The sequence below is a fragment of the Yersinia sp. 2541 StPb PI genome (assembly GCF_052217145.1).
GTDB lineage: Bacteria > Pseudomonadota > Gammaproteobacteria > Enterobacterales > Enterobacteriaceae > Yersinia > Yersinia enterocolitica_E.
Window position 1 is genome coordinate 4,129,477 of record NZ_JAZGQB010000001.1, and the last position, 20,742, is coordinate 4,150,218.

Genomic DNA, 20,742 nt, shown 5'->3' on the forward strand with positions numbered 1-20,742 from the left:
GCGTCAAGGACGAAGGGTGCTGAGAACCTATGAAAAACGCCACCTTCTACCTGCTCGAACACGACACGCCCGCCGGTGAACTACGTGCTCATGAGGCGTTGGCCTGCGAAGTTGCAGCTGTCCATTGGCGGGCGGGCAAACGGGTGCTAATCGCCTGTGAAAGTCAGGAACAGGCTCAGCGGCTGGATGAAGCCCTGTGGCAACGAGCACCAGACCAATTTGTGCCACACAATCTGGCCGGTGAAGGGCCAAAATATGGCGCGCCAGTCGAACTTGCCTGGCCGGAACGGCGCGGTAATTCACCCCGCGACCTGCTTATCAGCCTGCTGCCAGAGTTCGCAGGTTTTGCCACCGCTTTCCATGAAGTGGTAGACTTCGTCCCTTACGAAGAAAATTTGAAACAGTTGGCGCGCGACCGATATAAGTCTTATCGCAGCGTCGGCTTCCACTTGACTACGGCAACGCCGCCAACTAATTGAAATAAAAAGAAAATGGAAAACACACCTTCTAATATCGACAAAACTGAGCCGTCCCTCGATAAAACATACAGCCCGCAAGAAATCGAACAGCCGCTGTATGAACACTGGGAAAAACAGGGCTATTTCAAACCGAACGGCGATACCAGTAAAGAAAGCTATTGCATCATGATCCCGCCGCCAAACGTAACCGGCAGCCTGCATATGGGCCATGCTTTCCAGCAGACGATTATGGATACCTTGATTCGCTACCAGCGCATGCAGGGGAAAAATACCCTCTGGCAGGCGGGTACCGACCATGCCGGTATCGCAACCCAAATGGTGGTTGAGCGTAAGATTGCCGCAGAAGAAGGCAAAACACGCCACGATTATGGCCGCGATGCGTTTATCGATAAAATCTGGCAGTGGAAAGGCGAGTCAGGCGGCACCATCACTCGCCAGATGCGCCGTCTGGGTAACTCTGTGGATTGGGAACGTGAGCGTTTCACCATGGACGATGGCCTGTCTAATGCAGTTAAAGAAGTGTTTGTTCGCCTGCACAAAGAAGATCTGATTTACCGTGGCAAACGCCTGGTGAATTGGGATCCAAAACTGCGCACCGCTATTTCTGATCTGGAAGTAGAAAACCGCGAATCCAAAGGTTCCATGTGGCATCTGCGTTATCCGCTAGCCGATGGTGCCAAAACCGCCGAAGGTAAAGATTATCTGGTGGTCGCCACCACTCGCCCGGAAACCGTATTGGGTGATACCGGTGTTGCAGTGAACCCGGAAGATCCGCGCTATAAAGATCTGATCGGTAAAGAAGTTTACCTGCCGTTAGTTGGCCGCCGTATTCCGATCCTCGGTGACGAACATGCCGATATGGAAAAAGGCACTGGTTGCGTGAAAATCACCCCAGCGCACGATTTTAATGACTATGAAGTAGGTAAACGTCACGCCCTGCCGATGATCAACATTCTGACTTTCGACGGTGATATCCGTGCTGAAGCTGAAGTGTTTGATACTAACGGTGAAGCTACCGATGCTTGCAGCGGTGCAATCCCAGAACAATTCCAGGGTCTGGAACGTTTTGCTGCCCGTAAAGCTGTCGTCGCTGAATTTGATAAACTTGGCCTGCTGGAAGAGGTTAAACCGCACGACCTGACGGTGCCTTATGGCGACCGTGGCGGCGTGGTTATCGAGCCGATGCTGACCGACCAATGGTATGTACGCACGGCACCGCTGGCTAAAGTTGCCATTGAAGCGGTAGAAAACGGTGAAATTCAGTTCGTGCCTAAGCAGTACGAAAACATGTATTACTCATGGATGCGCGACATTCAGGATTGGTGTATCTCTCGCCAACTGTGGTGGGGCCACCGTATTCCGGCCTGGTATGACGAGCAAGGTAAAGTGTACGTCGGCCGCGATGAAGCTGAAGTGCGCCGCGAAAACAATCTGGGCGCAGACGTGGCATTGCGTCAAGACGAAGACGTGCTGGATACCTGGTTCTCATCCGGTCTGTGGACATTCTCCACATTGGGCTGGCCTGAGCAAACCGATGCCTTGAAAACCTTCCACCCGACCAGTGTTGTGGTCAGTGGTTTCGACATTATTTTCTTCTGGATTGCCCGCATGATCATGATGACCATGCACTTTATGAAAGATGAAAATGGTAAACCGCAGGTGCCGTTTAAGACCGTCTATATGACCGGTCTTATTCGCGATGACGAAGGGCAGAAAATGTCCAAGTCGAAAGGTAACGTCATCGACCCACTGGATATGGTTGACGGTATTTCACTGGAAGAGTTGCTGGAAAAACGTACCGGTAACATGATGCAGCCACAGTTGGCGGAAAAAATCCGCAAGCGCACCGAGAAACAGTTCCCGAACGGTATTGAACCGCACGGCACTGATGCCCTGCGCTTTACGCTGGCAGCGCTGGCCTCTACCGGCCGTGATATCAACTGGGACATGAAACGCCTGGAAGGCTATCGTAACTTCTGTAATAAGCTGTGGAATGCTAGCCGTTTCGTGCTGATGAATACTGAAGGACAAGATTGCGGGCAGAACGGCGGCGAAATGGTGCTATCACTGGCTGACCGCTGGATTCTGGCGGAATTCAATCAGACCATCAAAGCCTACCGTGAAGCAATGGATACTTACCGCTTCGATCTAGCGGCGGGTATTTTGTATGAGTTTACCTGGAACCAGTTCTGTGACTGGTATCTGGAGCTGACCAAGCCGGTGATGAACAGTGGTTCTGATGCTGAACTGCGCGGTACCCGTCATACCCTGATTGAGGTGCTGGAAGCATTGCTGCGCCTGGCGCATCCAATCATTCCTTACATCACTGAAACTATCTGGCAGCGGGTTAAAACCCTGAAAGGCATTACAGCAGATACCATTATGCTACAACCTTTCCCAGAATATGATGCCAGCCAGGTAGATGAGAAAGCCCTGAGTGATTTGGAGTGGATCAAGCAAACCATCATTGCGGTGCGTAATATCCGTGCAGAGATGAACATCGCGCCAGGTAAGCCGCTGGAAGTCATACTGCGTGGAGCCAGTCCTGAAGCTCAGCGCCGTGTGTTGGAAAACCAGAGTTTCATCCAGTCGCTGGCACGCTTGTCCTCTCTCACTCTGCTCGCTGATGGTGATAAAGGCCCGGTGTCGGTGACCAAACTGGTTGAAGGCGCAGAAGTGCTGATTCCAATGGCGGGCTTGATCGATAAAGCTACTGAGCTGGATCGTTTGGCTAAGGAAGTCGCAAAACTGGAAGCCGAGATTGAGCGTATCGAAAGCAAACTGGGTAACGAAGGCTTTGTGGCGCGCGCGCCTGAAGCGGTAGTTGCCAAAGAGCGTGAAAGAATGGCGGCCTGTGCTGAAGCCAAACAAAAGTTAATTGAACAGCAGGCAGTCATCGCTGCTCTGTAATTAACCCGAGTCCCGACAGCCTGATAAGAACAGCGAGCTAATTATTTAGCCGCTGTTTTTTTTATCATTACATTCATTCAGTGTCATACCATAAATAATCCGAGTTGTAGGAAGACGGCAAGCGAGAGACAAATCGGTCGGGAACCGATTTGAACAGCATTTATGCTAGCTCGCAGGATGAGCCTCATTCATCCCGATGAGCTTACTGGTAGTAAGTGATTCGGGTTATTGAGTGCAACCAACGCACATACAGCTTGAAGTATGACGGGTATAGATGGTATTACAGATTATTACTATGTTATTACCCATTGGTTTATAGAGTAATACGCCATGACCACTGCCACACCGATCCGTCTGCTGGTGCGCCCTATCACCGTCGCAGACAATCTCGCTATCGCCAATGTTATCCGTGATGTTTCGGCTGAATTCGGCTTGACCGCAGATAAAGGCTATACCGTATCTGATCCTAATCTGGATCACTTGTTTGAGCTATATAGTCAGCCACGTAGCGCTTATTGGGTGATCGAGGTCGACGGTAATATCGCTGGCGGCGGCGGCGTAGCACCGTTGTCAGGTGGCGAAGCCGATCTGTGTGAATTGCAGAAAATGTATTTCCTGCCCATATTACGCGGTAAAGGTTTGGCAAAACAGTTAGCGTTACAAGCGTTGGCGTTTGCTCGTCAGCAGGGTTTTGGTCGCTGCTATCTGGAAACCACTGCCAGCCTGACCAGCGCCATTGGCTTATATGAGAAACTGGGTTTTGAGCATATTGACTGTTCGATGGGCAATACCGGCCATGTGGACTGCGAAGTGACGATGCTAAAAAAACTGTGATTATTCAGGGCGCATCAAGCGCCCTGATAGTATTAGCTGGAAAATGCCGCTAACGCGGCTATAGCGCCAAGAGCAAAGGGGATTCCTCAAAGTCATTGGCACTACAGCAAGACAGCAAACGAGCAAATCCCGATGAGCTGACTCAAGTCAGTGATTCGGGTGAGTAAGAGCCACTAACACCGCTATAGCATCAAGCACCAAGGCAATTACCCAAAGTCATTGGCGCTATAGCAAGGCAGCAAACGAGCAAATCCCGATGAGCTGACTCAAGTCAGTGATTCGGGTGAGTGAGTGCAGCTAACACCGCTATAGCGTCAAGGACGAAGGGTAATTTAGTGGCGCTTACCGTCGTCGTCTTCGTCCACCAACTCTTCACCGTCGAAATCACCGTCTTCGTCATCTTCGGCGTTCGGGTCTTCGTAGTAGGTGCCCCAACCATCGTAGTTAACGCCACAGGTTTCGGCCAGTGCAATCAGTTGTTCAACCTGTGCATCAATGATTTCAGCATTTAGTGCAACTTCACTGATCACGTCACAACACATTACTAATGAGCCATCTTCCACTTCCAGCTCTTCAGCATCTGTCACTTCATAACCCAGCTTGAATGCTTCAACGGCAGCCTTCTCCAACACGTCGAACTTCTCAGCGGAAAGGTGATGTTCAATGGTGTATAGCGCATCTGGGTCACTGCCATCGTCTAGCAGTTCTTCGATGATCAGGCGGGTCTCGTCACGTTGTTCGTCCAGCATTTCGCGGTTTGCCATGCCTTTATCCTCAGTCAATGGGCTTTGTATGATGCTATTTTCCCACACCCACGCTAATGCCTCCACTATAAACGAGAAAGATTTATTGATTAGGGTTGTAATTGAATATTTATACGTATAAATTGAATTTAAATTCATATTGAAGTTCAATTAATCCCCCAATAATTGATGTTGTAGTCAGACAGCAAGTATGAAGGGCAAATGGAGATGAACAGATGAGTCAGTTCTATAAACGTCACTTTCTGAGGTTACTGGATTTTACCCCCACCGAGATTACGGCCCTGCTGGATCTGGCTGCTGAACTCAAGCAAGCCAAGAAATCAGGCCGTGAACAGCAAAAGCTGGCAGGTAAGAATATCGCGCTCATCTTCGAAAAAGACTCGACTCGTACTCGATGCTCTTTCGAAGTTGCCGCATATGATCAAGGTGCTCGTGTGACTTACCTCGGCCCAGGTGGGAGCCAAATTGGGCATAAAGAATCAATTAAAGATACCGCCAGAGTGCTAGGCCGCATGTATGACGGTATCCAATATCGCGGTCACGGGCAACAAATCGTTGAAACGTTGGCCGAATTTGCCGGCGTTCCGGTATGGAATGGTCTGACAAATGAATTCCATCCAACCCAGCTACTGGCTGATTTGCTGACCATGCAAGAACATTTGCCGGGTAAGGCGCTGAGTGAAATGAAATTTGCCTATCTTGGAGATGCACGTAACAACATGGGTAACACCATGCTGGAGGCGGCGGCGCTGGTCGGGATGGATCTACGCCTGGTTGCACCAAAAGCATGTTGGCCAGAGGCCAGTCTGGTGGCGGCTTGTCGGGCGCAGGCACAGAAAACGGGCGGAAAAATAACACTGACAGAAGATATTGCCGAAGGGGTAAAAGGCGCTGATTTCCTGTACACCGATGTTTGGGTGTCAATGGGTGAGCCGAAAGAGGTGTGGCAAGAACGTGTTGCCTTACTGAAACCTTATCAGGTCAATATGGAGGTGGTAAAACTCACTGGTAACCCGCAGGTCAAATTCCTGCACTGCCTGCCTGCGTTCCACGATGACCAAACTACCGTGGGCAAACAAATGGCCGAACAGTATGATTTTCCGGGGGGAATGGAGGTTACCGAAGAGGTGTTTGAATCTGCTCACAGCATCGTATTTGATCAAGCAGAAAACCGCCTGCATACCATCAAAGCAGTGATGGTCGCGACATTGGGTCAAGACTAAACATAACAGGGCCGATCATCTGATGTGTCGGCTTTTAATTATTTTCACATCTAATCAATAAGCGTTATTGGCGCAGGCAGATTGAGTGCGGACAGCGCGCAGCCAACGGAGCATACACGGAGTATGTGACGGCGGCGAGCACTGCCCGAAGTTCAAGCTGACAAGTGAAATAGCTTATTTTACAGATATCTTCACAACAGCTTTACGCACATTAGCCGGTTCCCCCACCGCACACAGTGGTTTATGCACTTCACCTGGGTAGAACACCACAAAATCACCGGTCTGCATGACAAACTGCTTCTCATCAACACCCGCCGGTAAAAAAGCGATGTCTTTGTCCGCTAACCAGTCAGTGTCCGGCTTACCGGCAGGCTGATTACTGAACGTCATCCCCTCGACGCCCGCCAAAACAATCTGAATATCCAGATACTTAGCGTGATATTCCGCACGGCGATTTTCCAGATAATCCGTGCAGTCATTGGAGATCAATACGAATAGATTATTACCATCAATATCATGCTTACCCAATGGGGTTTCTGCGGTGATATGGCTCTTCACATACTCAATAGCTTCTTTTAATTGTGCAGGCAGATAAGGCAACAATTCCAAATGATGAATATTTCCGGTAATCATGGCTTTCCCTTTCGTGTAAATAAAATGAAATAACGTTTCATTATAACCAGTTCACTGTTCATTTAGTGGGAAGTGTTTAACATTTATTAATCTGGAATAAAGATTGTGCTGCTGCTGGGCGAATTAATAATCATTACGTTTTTGTAATATTTTTTTATCACTAATTGTTATAACAAATAACTGTTGAGACTTTGACCACAGACAGTAAAGCCATTATCGTGAGAAACTGCGATGAAATAGTCGAAAAAACAATAATTTCCTAGCGATGTTAACTATCTATACTTGCTATTAACGCGAAAAACATTCGTGGTTGTAGCCCATTTCGGGGAGTCACAATGAAAGCTAAAATTCTGTCATTATTGGTTTTGACAGCACTATCTGGCGGTGCATTGGCAGCAACGCCACCAGATACTCTGGTCGTAGTACAATCCCTGGATGATATCGTCAGCCTTGATCCGGCTGAAAGTAATGAACTGTCGAGTATTCAAACGGTTCCAAGTCTCTACCAGCGGCTGGTACAGGCTGATCGTGATGATCCGGCAAAAGTGGTGCCGATCCTTGCTGAAAGTTGGCAAGGTGATGCCGCAGCCAAAACCCTTACCGTGAAATTACGTCCGCAGGCTGAATTTGCTTCTGGTAATCCAGTGCAGGCCGATGACGTGATTTACTCCTTTACCCGTGCGATAAAAATGAACCGTTCACCGGCTTTCATCCTTAACGTACTGGGCTGGGATGCTAGCAACATCGATCAACATCTGAAAAAGATTGATAACAAGACCGTTCAACTGAGCTGGAGCGCTGATGTCAGCCCAGCGGTTGCTCTGAATATCTTATCAACCCCAATCGCCTCAATTGTTGATAAGAAAGCCGTCACCGCCAATGTTAAAGAAAACGACTATGGTAATGCCTGGCTGAAAATGCATTCCGCCGGTAGTGGTCCGTTCAAAATGCGGGTATATCAGCCGCACCAAGCCATCGTGCTGGATGCCAACCCGACATCTCCGGGTGATAAGCCGCTGATTAAAAATATCATTATCAAAAACGTACCGGACCCAAGTGCCCGCCGCCTGCTTATTCAGCAGGGTGATGCCGATATTGCCCGTGAATTGGGACCAGATCAGACCGCCGCGCTGAAAACACAAGCTGGCGTTAAGGTGGTTGAGATCCCTTCAGCGGAACAAAACTATTTGGTATTCAACACCGCCAATCCTGCTAACCCACTATTGAGCAAACCTGAATTTTGGCTCGCTTCACGCTATTTGGTTGATTATGAAGGAATTACCAAAGATCTGCTGAAAGGCCAATATTTCGTGCATCAAAGTTTCCTGCCGGTCGGTTTACCAGGTGCTCTCGAAAGCAATCCATTCACCTTTGATCCGGCTAAAGCTAAAGAGATTTTGGCCAAAGCAGGCATTAAAGATGCCACATTGACACTGGATGTTGAGAACAAACCTCCGTTTATCACTATCGCTCAGTCGTTACAGGCAAGCTTTGCCCAAGGTGGCGTGAAACTGGTGTTACTGCCAGCAGCAGGCAGCCAAGTATATGGTCGAGTCCGCGCTAAACAACATCAGTCGGCTATCCGCTTGTGGATCCCGGATTACTTTGATGCGCACTCCAATGCCAGCGCCTTTGCCTATAACGACGGCAAGAGCAGCACTGTTGCCGGTTTAAACGGTTGGGTTATTCCTGAGCTGAATAAACAAACACTGGCCGCCGTCGCAGAAGCCGATCCGGCGAAACGCACTGCGCTCTATACCCAGTTGCAACAAGAGCTGCAACAGAACTCGCCTTATATCTTTATTGATCAAGCCAAAGCACAAGTTGTGCTGCGCGATAACGTAAAAGGCTACCAGCAAGGTCTGAATGCGGATATGGTCTATTATGACCGTGTCAGCAAATAGCCTATTCCCTGCGTACTTGAAGTTGCAGGGTTGTTAGCTGCGTGAACTTACCCGAATCACTTACCAGTGTAAGCTCATCGGGACTCGTTCACTTGCCGCCTACCTGTAACGCCAAGTTCTTGGGCATAGCTGGTTGATATATTGATAAATTTATTTGTGAAATAGTGAGTTGCTAGTCGATGTCTGTAGCACTAAATAATACGCCGGGAACCCAATCCCGGCGTCGTCTTTGGGGGTTTTTACAGGGTTTATTTACCCTGGCCCTGACCTTATTCGGTCTGCTGGTAATTACCTTTTTCCTGTCGGCGCTGTCGCCGGTAGATAGGGTATTACAAATCGTGGGGGACCACGCCAGTGAGGCTACCTATCAGCAAGTTAAACACCAACTTGGGCTGGATCAGCCATTAGCCGTACAGTTCTGGCACTATTTGGTGCGGCTGCTGCATGGCGATCTGGGGACTGCCAGTGCCAGCGGCCAACCGGTGTTACAGGATCTGCTGACAGTTTTCCCTGCCTCGTTAGAATTGGCCACCTTGTCATTAGTGATTGGCGCAGCACTGGGGGTTATCCTCGGCTTGTTGTGCGCCCGCTGGGCAGGCAGCAAGCTGGATGCCACGATTCGCTTTATCACCCTGCTGGGTAACTCGGTACCTATATTTTGGCTTGGCCTGCTGATGTTGCTGTTGTTTTATGCGCGCCTGCAATGGAGCCCGGGCCCCGGCCGCCTTGACGATATTTATCAATATACTGTGGAAGCGAAGACGGGGTTTGCGCTGATCGACACCTGGCGCTCCGATGATGCTGGTGCCTTTAGTAATGCCATCGCCCATTTAATTTTGCCGGTTTCCCTGCTTTCTTATTATGCCCTAGCCAGTATCACCCGCCTGACCCGCTCAGCCTGTCTGAGCGAGTTGAATAAAGAGTACATTACATTGGCGCGAGCGAAAGGCGCGGGCGAAATGCGAATTCTGCTGATGCATGTACTACCCAATATCCGTGGCACATTACTGACCGTGATTGCGCTGGCCTATACCAGTATGTTGGAAGGCGCGGTGTTAACCGAAACCGTTTTTGCCTGGCCGGGTATTGGCCGTTACCTGACCAGCGCACTATTTGCTGGCGATACCACCGCGATTATGGGCGGGACACTGCTGCTAGGTATCTGCTTTATTTTGATTAACAATGTGACGGATCTGCTGGTCCGCCTGCTGGATCCGAGAACGCGTTGATATGTCGATGATAACCTTCTGCCACGCGCTAAAGCGTTCCCCCTCCACCAGCATTGGGCTGTTTATTCTCTCCTCGCTGGTGATCATTGCGATTTTCGCTCCGTGGTTAGCGCCACAAGATCCCAACTGGCAAAACGCAGCCGACCGTTTATTACCGCCAGGTGCACACCACTGGCTCGGTACTGATAGTTATGGCCGCGATATGCTGTCGCGCCTGATTTACGGCACCCGCCCAACCTTAGGGCTGGTACTGCTGGTTACCGTGATCACGCTACCATTGGGGTTGCTGGTCGGCGTGCTGTCCGGCTATTACGGTGGCTGGCTCGAACGCATTTTGATGCGCATCACTGATGTAGTGATGTCGATGCCACGGCTGATTCTGGCCTTTGCCTTCGTGGCGATGCTCGGCCCCGGTTTGATTAACGGTGCATTGGCATTGGCGCTGACTACCTGGCCGGCCTATGCCCGTCAGGCCAGAGCCGAGATCCAATTATTGCGCAAAAGTGATTATCTGGCCGCCGCTGAAATGATGGGAATTAAAGGTCTTCGGCTGTTGTGGGGCCATATTTTACCCATGTGTCTCCCCTCGGCGGTGGTGCGTCTGGCGCTGGATTTAGCTGGCATTATTTTGGCCGCTGCCGGGTTAGGTTTCCTCGGGCTAGGAGCCAGACCGCCCATGTCCGAATGGGGATCAATGGTTGCCGACGGAATGCAGGTTATCTTCGATCAATGGTGGATCGCCGCGATTCCGGGCTGCGCCATTTTGCTCAGCAGCATGGCTTTTAATCTGTTAGGCGATGGCCTACGCGATATTTTGGACCCTCACCATGACTGATAAAATTTTCGCCGTTGAAGGCTTGAGTGTCGACTTTAAACAACAGCGGGTGGTGGATAATATCTCCTTCCAGCTCGGCCATGAGCGCGTAGCACTGGTCGGTGAATCCGGTTCCGGTAAATCCATTACTGCCAGAGCTCTGATGGGGTTAGTTCGCTCACCGGGCAAAGTCAGCGCCAAAAAGCTGAGTTATTACTCTGACAATACCGATGAACAAGGAAATCCCGGTAAGATCGTCGAACACGATTTGACATCCCTTAAGCCGAAACAGTGGGGGGCGTTACGTGGCAGTGAAATTGCTATGGTGCTGCAAGATCCCCGCTACGCACTGAATCCGGTGCGAACCGTGGGTAAGCAAATTGAAGAATCCCTGCTGTTACATAATGCTCTTTCAGGGGCCGATGCTCATGAACGAGTATTAAATGCACTGGCCGCCGTCGGGCTGAATGAAGGTGCTTACCACAGCTATCCTGGTCAACTCTCCGGCGGAATGGGCCAGAGGGCAATGTTAGCTATAGCGTTGGTGAATAACCCACGAGTATTAATTGCCGACGAACCAACATCAGCCTTGGATGCCAAACTGCGTAATCAAATTCTTGAATTGATTGTTGAACAAACCGAGCAGCGCAATATGAGTTTACTGTTAATAAGCCACGATTTGCCGTTGGTCGCTGAGCATTGCCATCGCGTGCTGGTGATGTATCAAGGGAAACTGGTCGATCAAGGGGCGGCGGCAGATTTGCCTTATTCAACTCATCCTTATACCCATACGTTATGGGCCTGCCGTCCGAATGCCGGTACCTATGGCACTGACTTGCCAGTATTAGATCGCAGCGCTGATTTCTCTGGAGGTTCCCATGGCACTGATTGAAGTCAATAATCTCCGGGTCAGTTTTCCGCAGAGAAATCAGGTGAAAACCGCAGTTGAATCAGTAAGCTTTGCGGTTGAAGCGGGTGAAACCTTCAGCCTGATCGGCGCATCCGGTTGTGGTAAATCTACAGTATTACGTACTTTGGCCGGTCTACAGCGAGAATGGCAAGGAGAGATAACCTTGCTGGGTACGCCGTTACGGCCAGGGCAACGTTTCACCGGCCAACTGCGTAAAGATGTGCAGATGGTGTTTCAAGACCCCTATGCCTCGCTGCACCCTCAGCATAATATTCAACGCACATTGGGTGAGCCATTACAGATTCACGGTGAAAAGAATATCCAGCAGCGAATTGTAAGTGCATTAGAGCAAGTAGGTCTGCCTGCTTCTGCCGCCCAGCGTTACCCTCATCAGTTCTCTGGCGGCCAGCGCCAACGCATTGCTATTGCCCGCGCCTTGCTGCTGCGCCCTAAACTGTTGTTGTTGGATGAACCTACTTCAGCATTAGATATGTCGGTTCAGGCGGAAATCCTCAATTTGCTCAATCACTTGAAACGCGAACATGGCATGACGTATTTATTGGTCAGCCACGACAGCGATGTGGTGGCCCATATGTCTGAACGTGCGGCCCTGATGGAGAGCGGGAAGATAGTAAGAGAGTTTGCCCGGCGGGATTTAGAGCTGGCTGAGCATTTTATGGGATAGCGTTTTGCCGTTCACTCGAGGGTTAAGTTTTGGTTTATAGAATAGATCGGATCACTGTTTCGGTCGATTCGGTGCTCGGATTCGGTTGTTATAACTTTACGGCTAACCTAACCTTAGTCGCCTCAACCGCCAAAGGGGGCGGGCGCGCCCCCTTGTGGAATCCCGCGCTTGCGCGAAATATTGTGGCTTCGCCATGCCCTCCGGCCGCTTGCAGGCTAATCGAACCGGGGCCGACTCGCTCCCAGCTCGACAGCCCCTTTCGCCGCGTCCATGCGGCTCATTCGGCCTGCAATCTTTGTCGGCAATATTCCTGATTGCGCCCAACGTCAAAATCAAAACCTTTTCTTTAGGTTTTGATGTTTAAAAGCACATTTGAGCCGCCGAGTGAAGAGAGTAGGCAAGGCAACCCGCCAAGGACGGCGGGTTGAGGCGTCATGAGCAGGGACGCGAATAAAGCCGTCCGTTAGCCGGAACGATGATTGAGGGTACCTGCGCAGCAGGCCAGCGATACGTGCGCAAGCGCGGATTGTTAAGGCCCACGCTTATGGGCCTTAACTCGGTTGGGGTGGCGGAAATGAATTGAGCACTGAACGATTATCAACCGAAATAATGATCCGATCTACTCTAACAACCAAATCCGAGCACCAAATCACCAAATCAACCAAAATAATGAACCGGATCACTTACCACCAGGACTAGTGACTAAAACCCCTTCATCAACCCCACCACACCCTGAACATAGCCATCCAACGTCTCCTCCTCCATCTCATTTGCCCCCTGCACCAAAAACGGTGGTAAATAATCCATTCCGGTTAGGTTCGCCATGGCATGGAAGGGCAATAACAGATCTAACGCCGGATAACGGTTATATCCCTGTGGCGTATAATCCTGAGCCTTCCCTCCAGTGGAGACCACCAACTGCAACGGCTTACCCTGTAGCTTATTGCCACCACTGCCGTAGGCAAAACCATGGGTTAATACCGCATCCTGCCATTCACTTAAAATAGCCGGTGAGCTGTACCAGTAAAACGGAAACATCATCACAATCACATCATGTGACTTCAACAACTCCTGTTCCCGCGCCACATCTATCTGAAAATCAGGGTATTCACGCATCAATTCATGCACCGTGACATTCGCTAATGGGCGGATGGCCTCTATCAACCGACGGTTAATACGAGACTCATCCGGGTGACGATGGGATGTTAAGACTAAAATAGCGGGCATAGCACTTCTCCAACCAGTTTGATAAACCTATTTTTTCATTTTCCGGCTGGTCGGTGTAGGCTGCTATCAGTCACATTAATTTCAACTAAAGGTATCAACCACTATGTCGCTGCCTCTGGATATTCATCGTTTACTGCCCGCTTTTCTCACCGCAGCTCAGAGTGATAACTTCTCCACCGCAGCCAGGCAGCTAGGTATCACACCTGCTGCGGTCAGCAAGAATATTCGTGTACTGGAAGAAAAACTGGCGCTACGTCTGTTTCAGCGCAATACCCACAGCGTGGTGCTAACGGATGAAGGCAAAACATTATTGGCACGAGTGGCACCACTGTGGCAGGCACTTTCCAACACTCTGGATACGGTACGTAATGATGAGCAACAACCCAGTGGTACGGTGCGGGTCAGTGTCATTCCCGGCTTTGGCCGCCAACTGTTGATGCCACTTATTCCAAAATTTATGGCGCGTTATCCGCAGATTGATTTGGATCTTTCACTGGAGGCCAGAGTGGTGAATTTGGTCGGAGAAGGATTTGATGTCGGCATCGGCACTCGCATCGATCCCGATAGCCGCTTGATTGCTCGTCAGTTTTACCCAATGCAAATGCTGCTGGCGGCATCCCCTGCTTATCTGGCCCGCAATGGTTCACCCGCCAACCCACAGGATCTCTATCAACATCAGTGTTTAATACACCGTAATCCATCAAATGGCCGGAGAGTAAAATGGCAATTGCAGCAGAATAATGAGGTTCAATCCTTAGAGTTATCAGGTCGTTTGATCTCTTCCCAGCCGGATATGCTGCTACATGCCGCATTAGCGGATATGGGGATCACCTATGTGGCACAGTGGCATGCAGCGCCACACTTTGCCGATGGCAGCCTTATGCCGGTATTGGTGAGTTACTGGCCCGCCCCGACCCCAGTATGGCTTTATTATGCTTCTGCCGATTTACCACCCAGAGTCCGTGTTTGGGTTGATTTCCTGTTAAAACATTTCGGCCCACATCACGCTTTATCCGCACAATAAGTCACATAAAAATATCGTTTTTGTGACGCACTGAGCAGGGAATAGACCTAACGTCGATTTCCTTGTTCTAAGTCAAATTAGTTGACTGTCACTTCTGCCATTACCCATATATAGTGGTTGTAGGAATTCAAACATCTATATGTAGTAGTTATCCACAAAACCATCCACACCTCCCTCGCAGCCCTTACCCGCTGCGGCTTGCCTTGTGGATAAGATTTCTTGTAGATAATTATTACCGGCTACAGGAGCAGGCATTGTGAAAACAGTAGTGATTAAACGGGACGGTTGTCAGGTACCTTTTGATGAGGTGCGGATCAAGGAAGCCGTCGAGCGCGCAGCCTTGGCTGTTGACGTTGTGGACGCAGATTATTGTGCAACTGTTGCCCGTGTGGTCGCTCAGACGATGGAAAACCAGCCTAAAGTTGATATCCGCGACATCCAAACTGCGGTAGAAAACCAACTGATGGCCGGTCAATACAAGCAGTTAGCCCGCGCCTATATTGAATATCGCCATGACCGGGATATCTCGCGGGAGCTGCGTGGTCGCCTGAATCAGGAAATCCGTGGATTGGTTGAGCAAAGTAACAAAGCGCTACTTAACGAAAATGCCAATAAAGACAGTAAAGTGATCCCCACCCAGCGCGATCTGCTGGCCGGTATTGTGGCGAAACACTATGCCAAACAGCATATCTTGCCACGGGATGTGGTGTTAGCGCATGAACGTGGTGAAATCCACTATCACGATTTGGATTACGCGCCCTTCTTCCCAATGTTCAACTGTATGTTGATTGATCTCGATGGCATGCTAACCCAAGGCTTTAAAATGGGTAATGCGGAAATTGAACCACCGAAATCCATTTCTACCGCCACCGCAGTGACCGCACAGATTATCGCGCAGGTTGCCAGCCATATCTATGGTGGTACAACCATTAACCGTATCGATGAAATTCTGGCCCCGTTTGTCACTGAAAGTTTTAACAAACATAAATCTGTGGCTCAAGAGTGGCAAATTCCTGATGCCGCCGGTTATGCCATGTCGCGCACCGAGAAAGAGTGTTACGACGCCTTCCAGTCGCTGGAATATGAAGTTAACACCCTCCACACCGCCAATGGTCAGACCCCCTTTGTCACTTTCGGTTTTGGCTTAGGCACCAGTTGGCAATCGCGCATGATCCAGCAGGCCATTCTGCGTAACCGTATTGCCGGTTTGGGCAAAAATCGCAAAACCGCGGTATTCCCGAAACTGGTGTTTGCTATCCGTGACGGTCTTAATCACAAGTTTGGCGATGCCAATTACGATATCAAACAGCTGGCGCTGGAGTGTGCGACTAAACGCATGTACCCGGACATTCTAAATTACGACCAAGTAGTAAAAGTAACCGGTTCCTTTAAAACACCAATGGGTTGCCGCAGCTTCCTCGGAGTGTATGAAGAAGAGGGTAAACAGATCCACGATGGCCGTAATAACCTCGGGGTTATCAGTCTCAACCTGCCACGTATTGCGCTGGAAGCCAAAGGCGATGAAGCCCAGTTCTGGCAATTACTGGATGAACGCCTGCTGTTAGCCAAGAAAGCCCTGATGACCCGTATTGCCCGTCTGGAAGGGATTAAAGCCCGTGTGGCTCCGATTCTGTATATGGAAGGGGCTTGCGGCGTGCGCTTACAAGCCGACGACAACGTTTCTGAGATCTTTAAAAATGGCCGTGCATCCATCTCGCTGGGCTTTATCGGTATCCATGAAACGGTTAATGCGCTGTTTGGCCATCAGACCCATGTCTTTGATGACGAAAAATTGCGTGAAAAGGGCGTGGCTATCGTCGAACGGATGAGACAAGCAACAGACACCTGGAAAGATGAAACCGGCTACGCCTTCAGCTTGTACAGCACACCAAGTGAAAACCTGTGTGACCGTTTCTGCCGCCTTGATACCGCTGAATTTGGTGTGGTGGACGGCGTCACCGACAAAGGCTATTACACCAACAGCTTCCATCTGGATGTTGAGAAGAAAGTTAACCCATACGACAAACTGGACTTCGAAGCACCTTACCCACCATTGGCGAACGGTGGCTTCATTTGTTACGGCGAATACCCTAACTTGCAGCACAACCTCAGAGCGTTGGAAGATGTCTGGGACTACAGCTACAGTCGGGTGCCTTATTACGGTACTAACACGCCAATTGATGAGTGCTACGAATGTGGCTTCACCGGTGAATTCTCTTGTACCAGTAAAGGTTTTACCTGCCCGAAATGTGGCAATCATGAGCCATCGAAAGTCTCGGTAACCCGCAGAGTATGTGGCTATCTGGGGAGCCCGGATGCACGACCATTCAATGCCGGTAAGCAAGAAGAAGTGAAGCGGCGCGTGAAACATCTGGCGAATGGACAACTGGGCTAACCGCTTAATACGATATTACCCAAAGTAATTGGAGTTGCAGGTAGCCGGCAAGCGAACTCATCCCGATGAACTTACATAGTAGTCAAGTGATTCGGGTTTGCGAACTCAGCCAACACCCCCGCAGCGCCAAGTACAAAGGGAGGCACTGATTATAAATTACCATCAATACTACCCGGTCGATGTCATCAACGGCCCCGGCACCCGCTGCACGCTGTTCGTCTCTGGCTGCATGCACGAGTGTGTGGGTTGTTATAACAAAAGTACCTGGCGACTGAATTCGGGTAAGCCATTTACTCGTGAACTAGAGGATCAGATAGTGGCTGATCTCAATGACGCCCGCATCTATCGGCAAGGGTTATCCCTCTCCGGCGGTGATCCGCTGCACCCGCAAAACCTGTCTGCGATACTGCAACTGGTTAAGCGAGTGCGTAATGAGTGCGATAGCAAAGATATTTGGGTCTGGACGGGCTACACCCTGGCTGAACTGACCGACGAACAACAGCAAGTGGTTGATCTGATCAACGTGTTGGTTGACGGCAAATTCGTGCAAGATCTAAAAGATCCCTCGCTTATCTGGCGTGGCAGCGGTAATCAGGTTATCCATCACCTGCGTTAATTGGCAAAATTATAGGTCAAAGTAGCATTAAACCGCCAATCACGGCGTGTGCTATCACTGGGGAGGTCGCCAATCGGCCTCGCCCCTTCCAATGACAGTGAATAGTGTTTGTTGTCACCAAAGGTCACCCCAACGGCATATGAAGCCAGCTTCTTCGCGGGGAAAATGGCAGAGTTGTACCACGTGTGGGCTGTATCCAAAACCACATAAGGTTGGACCGTCTTCAACCAGTTGCCCTGTTCCCGGTTATGCAGATAGCGCATTTCTACCTGCCCGCCATAACCATAATCCCCGGTTGCGTCACTGTCTGGATAACCACGGCCGAAGCGCAGTCCGCCAAAAGTGACATGCTCGGCCTCGGGTAAATCATTGTCCGACCAATCCCCTTCTGCCGAGGCACTCAAGCGCCATTTCTCGTCCATCAGATATGCCCCGTCACCGGTGAGTTTCCAGCGGGTAAAGCCCAAGTCGCCCCACGGTACCGAACTGGATGCCAGAGCACCATTGATCCCTTTGCGCACACTGGCGCGGGTGCTCCAATAAGATTGGGTATATTCCTGATAACCCGCCAGTGCTAATTCAGCCGCCGGATAACGCATTCGCTGATTCTGCTCTTCTAAATCCAGCAAATAATTATTAACAGTATTAAATCGGGCGCGAGTTTTTAAATTGTAACTTTTCTCTAGATAATCTACGCCACCACTCAGGGTCCATTGCCGCTTGCGCGTTAATTGCAATGGATAACTCAATACCACACCACCGGTATATTGCGTCTGCTCGGAACGTGTTGATAAGGTAATATCTTGCGGATACAATGTCAGTACATCGGTATAGTCTTTGGGAACCTGCTTATAATAGCTGCCACGGGTTTGTAGTAATAATCCATTGCTCCCTAGATATTGTTGATAGTTTAAACCAAGATATTGGTCGCGATTTTTACTGTCGAGCGGTAATAACGTTGCCACACCAAATTGTTCGGCATAGGGTGTAAATCCACTTAAGGTTGCATTAAGTACACCACTGTATACTCCTTTGCGACTATCCAGCGCAGTACTAACATTCCAGTTACGTGGATGTTCGGCTTTAACGTCCAGTAGTGTCGCGCCATAAATATTATCCGGGTTTTTAGCCGTGGCAATGATTTTGGTATCCGGGGTCCGGCTCATCAAAATATTGTAGCGTTCAAAGGTGTCCTGCGTCAGTGGCTTCTCTGCCATGATGCGCTGTGATAGCTTGGTTAGCCAGCGGCCTATCGCAACATTTTCACTTTGAATCCGCGTATTGGCAATGTAACCCTCAACCAAGCCTATTTTTACCGTGCCATTAATAAAGTTATCTGAGGGTAAATAAGCATAAGAGAGAATATAACCGTCTTGCTGATATAATGTAGTAATAGATTGAGTTGCCACCAATAAATTCTTTAACGGTACTTTTTTACCAATATAACCGTTGAACGGTTCACGAAGTAACTTAAGATCATAACGCGTACCGCCAATAAATTGAATATGCTGCACATCAATTAAGGTTTCAAGTGTTAACTTAGCGTTGGGAGCAGACACTGAAATAGCAGGTGGCACTGTTCGTGTGGTTTGGGGTTTAGCAATGTCACGTGATATTCTGGACGGGTTATTCTGATCAATCAACATGGGAACCGTATTGGCCCATGCACTATATTGCCATATACCACCAGTGCCAAATAACAATAACAGCCACACTCTATTATTCATAGAATATTTCCTTATGCGCACATTAAATTATAATTTTAATAGCCTATTTTTATTATCGTCAGACAGCGAGGCTCTCCCCAGAGAGTAAGGGAGAGCAAATCTCATTATATTTTTAATTGGTTTTTGGTTTTAATATTCCGCCCAAGCCTCCCCCCGCACTGGCATTTGCGTTAGCGGAGACGCCCGCAGTCAACCCACCGGTAATGCCACCAACGGTGTTAGTCACACCTGCCAGCAACCCGCTATTACTGCCACCGGTGCTGGGAGTCAAGGTCGTGGTAACGCCCGCCAATAAGCCATTCGAACCGCCAGTTGACGCAGGAGGAGTGACCAGACCACCGGCCTTCTCAACTGCCTGCCCGGTGCCTTGTAATACCTGGCCCACTCCCGCTAAGGTTGGCACACTCGTACCCACTTGTGTCCCCGTCGCCGCAACGGTGCCGCCGACCGCGGTCAATAAGTTATTAACCGGTGCGCCAATCCCCGTGGTTCCACCTACGGTTTGCGTAATGTCTTGTACCTGACCCACCACCGGCGTCACTATGCCGGTCGCTGCGGTCGTCAACTTACTGGTGGTACCGGTTTGCAGGTCTTGCGCCAGCCCATTACCAATGGACGTTACCGCACCACCGGTCTTATCCACCAGCCCACCTGCCGTACTAGTAACACCGCCCAATGGTGTATTAGCAGCGATACCTGAGACCGTGCCTCCCAATCCTGAAACACCAGTACCGACATCAGCGACTGCTTTCGGTACACTGGCGGCTGTCGTGCCTAAAGCATTAGGATTATTTCCTAATTGGCCGACGCCATTCTGTAATCCGGTCCCAACCTCACTGACTGCATTACCTGCACTGTCAACCACGGTGACCAAACCACCACCGACGATTGGCAAGCTGCCGACAGGTGTTTGGCTGACAACATCACTGACCGTATTGCCGACACCATCTACGGCGGTACCGACACCACTAACCACATTCCCGACCGCGGAATTATTCGCGGTTGTCCCACCACCGTTATCTGTTCCTCCGCCCGTTCCGCCGCCAGAGCCGCCACCAGAGCCAGTGCCACCATTACCATCGCCGCCACTGCCATCACTACCAGAACCAGTTCCACCGGCGGCCTGACCCGCATTATTCTTCGCAGTATTGTGAGAACCACCACCACTTCCACTACATGCCGCAAGTGAGCTGGCAAGCAATATTACCAAACTGATTGTGCTCAGACGGCTGATATTATTAGGGCTCATAGCATAACCCCCCAGAGAGAACGCCACAGCGGCGTGAAATAACTATAAGAGACACTTATGTTTCACTCAAGTTAAGGTAATGTTTATTTTTTGTTTTAAATGAAAATTTATCGGCTGGA

17 protein-coding genes are annotated in these 20,742 nt (G+C 49.9%); 12 read left to right on the forward strand and 5 right to left on the reverse strand.

What is annotated here, in order from left to right:
• Window positions 1–29: 29 nt before the first annotated feature.
• The 3 genes from V1953_RS18495 to V1953_RS18505 all read left to right on the forward strand — a co-directional run bounded on the left by V1953_RS18495 (window position 30) and on the right by V1953_RS18505 (window position 4,223).
• Window positions 30–479: a DNA polymerase III subunit chi gene (locus V1953_RS18495; RefSeq protein ID WP_004704882.1), complete on the forward strand. Its 450-nt coding sequence runs from the start codon at window positions 30–32 to the stop codon at window positions 477–479.
• Between the two features lie 12 nt (window positions 480–491).
• Window positions 492–3,389, forward strand: coding sequence for a valine--tRNA ligase (locus V1953_RS18500; protein WP_420072966.1), 2,898 nt, complete (start codon window positions 492–494; stop codon window positions 3,387–3,389).
• A 330-nt stretch (window positions 3,390–3,719) separates the two neighbouring features.
• A complete protein-coding gene (locus V1953_RS18505) occupies window positions 3,720–4,223 on the forward strand; it encodes a GNAT family N-acetyltransferase (protein ID WP_005186590.1) in 504 nt (167 codons plus the stop codon).
• Window positions 4,224–4,555: 332 nt separating this feature from the next.
• Here V1953_RS18505 and rraB read toward each other — a convergent pair whose 3' ends face one another.
• Complete coding sequence (gene rraB / locus V1953_RS18510) at window positions 4,556–4,987, reverse strand: ribonuclease E inhibitor RraB (protein ID WP_083160826.1); 432 nt, start codon at window positions 4,985–4,987, stop codon at window positions 4,556–4,558.
• A 215-nt stretch (window positions 4,988–5,202) separates the two neighbouring features.
• Between rraB and argF the strand changes: the two genes are divergently transcribed.
• Complete coding sequence (gene argF, locus V1953_RS18515; protein WP_442851192.1) at window positions 5,203–6,210, forward strand: ornithine carbamoyltransferase; 1,008 nt, start codon at window positions 5,203–5,205, stop codon at window positions 6,208–6,210.
• 174 nt (window positions 6,211–6,384) lie between these two features.
• Here argF and V1953_RS18520 read toward each other — a convergent pair whose 3' ends face one another.
• Window positions 6,385–6,843, reverse strand: coding sequence for a YhcH/YjgK/YiaL family protein (locus V1953_RS18520; protein ID WP_083160830.1), 459 nt, complete (start codon window positions 6,841–6,843; stop codon window positions 6,385–6,387).
• 335 nt (window positions 6,844–7,178) lie between these two features.
• On the opposite strand from V1953_RS18520, the gene V1953_RS18525 reads away from it, so the two are divergent.
• The 5 genes from V1953_RS18525 to V1953_RS18545 all read left to right on the forward strand — a co-directional run bounded on the left by V1953_RS18525 (window position 7,179) and on the right by V1953_RS18545 (window position 12,385).
• Window positions 7,179–8,747, forward strand: a complete 1,569-nt coding sequence (locus V1953_RS18525; protein ID WP_083160832.1) for an ABC transporter substrate-binding protein — start codon at window positions 7,179–7,181, stop codon at window positions 8,745–8,747.
• A 179-nt stretch (window positions 8,748–8,926) separates the two neighbouring features.
• Window positions 8,927–9,976, forward strand: a complete 1,050-nt coding sequence (locus V1953_RS18530) for an ABC transporter permease (RefSeq protein WP_083160834.1) — start codon at window positions 8,927–8,929, stop codon at window positions 9,974–9,976.
• 1 nt (window position 9,977) lies between these two features.
• Window positions 9,978–10,811, forward strand: coding sequence for an ABC transporter permease (locus V1953_RS18535; protein WP_005186584.1), 834 nt, complete (start codon window positions 9,978–9,980; stop codon window positions 10,809–10,811).
• Window positions 10,804–11,682, forward strand: coding sequence for an ABC transporter ATP-binding protein (locus V1953_RS18540; RefSeq protein WP_372557868.1), 879 nt, complete (start codon window positions 10,804–10,806; stop codon window positions 11,680–11,682). Before V1953_RS18535 ends, V1953_RS18540 begins: the two co-directional genes overlap by 8 nt.
• Complete coding sequence (locus tag V1953_RS18545) at window positions 11,669–12,385, forward strand: ABC transporter ATP-binding protein (RefSeq protein WP_083160838.1); 717 nt, start codon at window positions 11,669–11,671, stop codon at window positions 12,383–12,385. The genes V1953_RS18540 and V1953_RS18545 overlap by 14 nt, the downstream gene beginning before the upstream one ends.
• A gap of 702 nt (window positions 12,386–13,087) precedes the next feature.
• Here V1953_RS18545 and V1953_RS18550 read toward each other — a convergent pair.
• On the reverse strand, window positions 13,088–13,612 hold the full coding sequence (locus V1953_RS18550; protein ID WP_372557866.1) for an NAD(P)H-dependent oxidoreductase: 525 nt from the start codon (window positions 13,610–13,612) through the stop codon (window positions 13,088–13,090).
• A 103-nt stretch (window positions 13,613–13,715) separates the two neighbouring features.
• Here V1953_RS18550 and V1953_RS18555 point away from each other — a divergent pair, with 103 nt between their 5' ends.
• The 3 genes from V1953_RS18555 to nrdG all read left to right on the forward strand — a co-directional run bounded on the left by V1953_RS18555 (window position 13,716) and on the right by nrdG (window position 17,647).
• Window positions 13,716–14,636, forward strand: coding sequence for a LysR family transcriptional regulator (locus tag V1953_RS18555; protein WP_083160842.1), 921 nt, complete (start codon window positions 13,716–13,718; stop codon window positions 14,634–14,636).
• Between the two features lie 256 nt (window positions 14,637–14,892).
• On the forward strand, window positions 14,893–17,031 hold the full coding sequence (nrdD, locus tag V1953_RS18560; protein WP_372568591.1) for an anaerobic ribonucleoside-triphosphate reductase: 2,139 nt from the start codon (window positions 14,893–14,895) through the stop codon (window positions 17,029–17,031).
• 151 nt (window positions 17,032–17,182) lie between these two features.
• Complete coding sequence (gene nrdG / locus V1953_RS18565; protein WP_442851341.1) at window positions 17,183–17,647, forward strand: anaerobic ribonucleoside-triphosphate reductase-activating protein; 465 nt, start codon at window positions 17,183–17,185, stop codon at window positions 17,645–17,647.
• Here nrdG and V1953_RS18570 read toward each other — a convergent pair.
• Both V1953_RS18570 and V1953_RS18575 read right to left on the reverse strand, forming a co-directional pair.
• Window positions 17,644–19,374, reverse strand: coding sequence for a ShlB/FhaC/HecB family hemolysin secretion/activation protein (locus V1953_RS18570; protein WP_442821304.1), 1,731 nt, complete (start codon window positions 19,372–19,374; stop codon window positions 17,644–17,646). The genes nrdG and V1953_RS18570 overlap by 4 nt on opposite strands.
• A gap of 112 nt (window positions 19,375–19,486) precedes the next feature.
• Window positions 19,487–20,623 carry a collagen-like triple helix repeat-containing protein gene (locus V1953_RS18575; RefSeq protein WP_083160848.1) on the reverse strand — a complete coding sequence of 379 codons (1,137 nt, stop codon included), beginning with the start codon at window positions 20,621–20,623 and terminating at the stop codon, window positions 19,487–19,489.
• Window positions 20,624–20,742: the final 119 nt, after the last annotated feature.

Coding starts and splice junctions, on each gene's coding strand:
- V1953_RS18540 (WP_372557868.1), top strand. CDS start 10,804: ATGACTGATAAAATTTTCGCCGTTGAAGGCTTGAGTGTCGACTTTAAA.
- V1953_RS18530 (WP_083160834.1), top strand. CDS start 8,927: ATGTCTGTAGCACTAAATAATACGCCGGGAACCCAATCCCGGCGTCGT.
- V1953_RS18550 (WP_372557866.1), bottom strand. CDS start 13,612: ATGCCCGCTATTTTAGTCTTAACATCCCATCGTCACCCGGATGAGTCT.
- V1953_RS18520 (WP_083160830.1), bottom strand. CDS start 6,843: ATGATTACCGGAAATATTCATCATTTGGAATTGTTGCCTTATCTGCCT.
- V1953_RS18500 (WP_420072966.1), top strand. CDS start 492: ATGGAAAACACACCTTCTAATATCGACAAAACTGAGCCGTCCCTCGAT.
- argF (WP_442851192.1), top strand. CDS start 5,203: ATGAGTCAGTTCTATAAACGTCACTTTCTGAGGTTACTGGATTTTACC.
- V1953_RS18555 (WP_083160842.1), top strand. CDS start 13,716: ATGTCGCTGCCTCTGGATATTCATCGTTTACTGCCCGCTTTTCTCACC.
- V1953_RS18545 (WP_083160838.1), top strand. CDS start 11,669: ATGGCACTGATTGAAGTCAATAATCTCCGGGTCAGTTTTCCGCAGAGA.
- V1953_RS18535 (WP_005186584.1), top strand. CDS start 9,978: ATGTCGATGATAACCTTCTGCCACGCGCTAAAGCGTTCCCCCTCCACC.
- V1953_RS18575 (WP_083160848.1), bottom strand. CDS start 20,623: ATGAGCCCTAATAATATCAGCCGTCTGAGCACAATCAGTTTGGTAATA.
- V1953_RS18495 (WP_004704882.1), top strand. CDS start 30: ATGAAAAACGCCACCTTCTACCTGCTCGAACACGACACGCCCGCCGGT.
- V1953_RS18505 (WP_005186590.1), top strand. CDS start 3,720: ATGACCACTGCCACACCGATCCGTCTGCTGGTGCGCCCTATCACCGTC.
- V1953_RS18570 (WP_442821304.1), bottom strand. CDS start 19,374: ATGAATAATAGAGTGTGGCTGTTATTGTTATTTGGCACTGGTGGTATA.
- V1953_RS18525 (WP_083160832.1), top strand. CDS start 7,179: ATGAAAGCTAAAATTCTGTCATTATTGGTTTTGACAGCACTATCTGGC.
- rraB (WP_083160826.1), bottom strand. CDS start 4,987: ATGGCAAACCGCGAAATGCTGGACGAACAACGTGACGAGACCCGCCTG.